Origin of the sequence: Actinokineospora sp., assembly GCF_050699995.1 — a bacterium.
In the GTDB taxonomy this organism is placed as follows: domain Bacteria; phylum Actinomycetota; class Actinomycetes; order Mycobacteriales; family Pseudonocardiaceae; genus Actinokineospora.
In genome coordinates this window covers 1-1,640 of sequence record NZ_JBOHGC010000248.1, presented here as the reverse complement: position 1 = coordinate 1,640, position 1,640 = coordinate 1, and the positions used below count along the sequence as shown (strand labels likewise).

Here is a 1,640-nt window from a genome sequence, read left to right as displayed (position 1 = left end):
TCTTGTATGCGCGCTTCCCTCGCTCGAGGGAATTTGTTGGAAAGGAGCGGAAGATGGACGTAGCCCGCACTCGAACGTCCAGTGGGTCGCGGCCGTCGGTGGGGCTCTTGACGGCACTGGCGACGATCGTCGCCCTGGTCGTCCCCTTCGCCGGAGTGGCGGTTGCCAACCACGGCACCCGAACGCTGCAAATCACGCCGGAGACAGACGACAATGCGATCGGCACCCCGCATACGCTGACCGCTACGCTCAGCGCCGCGGCGGACGCCACCTCTGGCACGATAGAGCTCGACTTCGAAATCACCGGACCCAACGATCCCGATGCTGGCGACTCGCCGACGTCGCCGGACAAGACATGCACGGTCGCGGTAGCGGCGGACAGCTGCACGGTCACCCACTCGAGTCCGGTGGTAGGGACAAATACGATTCGAGGTTGGATCGACCACGACAAGAACAACGCCACCCTTGTCGGTGAGGCCGACCTGGCGGAGGGGGCCGATGCGGGCAATCTGCCCGAAGAGCCATCCGATGGCCCCAATACCCCTGGTGACCAGACCGAGCCCGACACCACCGACGTCGTTGCGAAGACCTGGTTCTCGGCGGACGTCGAGATCGACATGGAGGCCGAGGGCGCGGGCGGCGACTGCAACGCCAATCTGGCGGACTTCGCCGACACCACCGGCATGAACGACTGGGATGCGGCCGCCGCCCCCAACGGCGTCGGAACGACGCACAAGGTGTGCGCGTCGGCCAAGACCGTGGGCGGCGAGATCCTGGAGGGCCACACGATTACCTTCACGTCGGCCGGCCCGGGTCACTTTGCGAGCTCCGGGGCGGCCGGCCACTCGGACCTCGGGACCACGGCGCAGGTGGTGATCGGCGCGAACGGGTACGCGGAGATCTTCCTCCATTCGACCCGGTCCGGCACCCAGACGGTGACCGCGTCGCTCGACGGGTCGAGCGACTCCGGGACCAAGCCCTGGGAGGCGCTGTCGGCCCCGCGGAACATCGACGCCAGGCCGGAGAACGCGACGAACGCGCCGGGGACGGTCCACAGGATCACCGCGACAGTGAGGGACCAACTCGGGCACCCCGTCCCGGGCGTGACGGTCACGTTCACCGAGACCGGGCCCGGCGAGTTCAGGACCGGAGGTTCGACGGTCACGGCGACCACTAACGCCAAGGGGCGGGCTCGGGCAGAAACGACCACCCTCTCGTCCGAGAGGGGGGTCCAGACCATCACGGCCAGCCTGCCCACGACGGCCGGGGTGGACGAGTGCGAGCGGGCGGCGGGTGATCCGTCGGGCGCGCCGGCCGGGAACTGCACGGATGAGGTCACCAAGACATGGGGTGCTTGCCCCGGCTTCGAGGGCGACTCCCTGAACCAGGTGATCGGGACGCCCGGTGACGACGTGCTGGTCGGCACGCCCGGGCGGGACATCATCTGCGGCAAGGGTGGGAACGACATCCTCCGAGGGCGCGGCCGGGCGGACGTGCTCTTGGGTGGTCCGGGCGCTGACCGGCTCCGCGGCGGTCGCGGCAACGACCGGCTGTTCGGTGGCGCTGGCACGGACCGCTGCCACGGCGGCCGCGGCAGAGATGTCTGCGACGGCGGCCCCGGTGTCGACACCTTCTTCAGG

Annotated in this window: 1 protein-coding gene; it reads left to right on the top strand. The window is 69.1% G+C overall.

Annotated elements, in window-relative coordinates:
* Positions 1 to 107 precede the first annotated feature (107 nt).
* Positions 108 to 1,640 (top strand): hypothetical protein (locus tag ACRDSQ_RS12965; protein ID WP_431421229.1); only part of this gene is annotated, 1,533 nt, incomplete at its 3' end.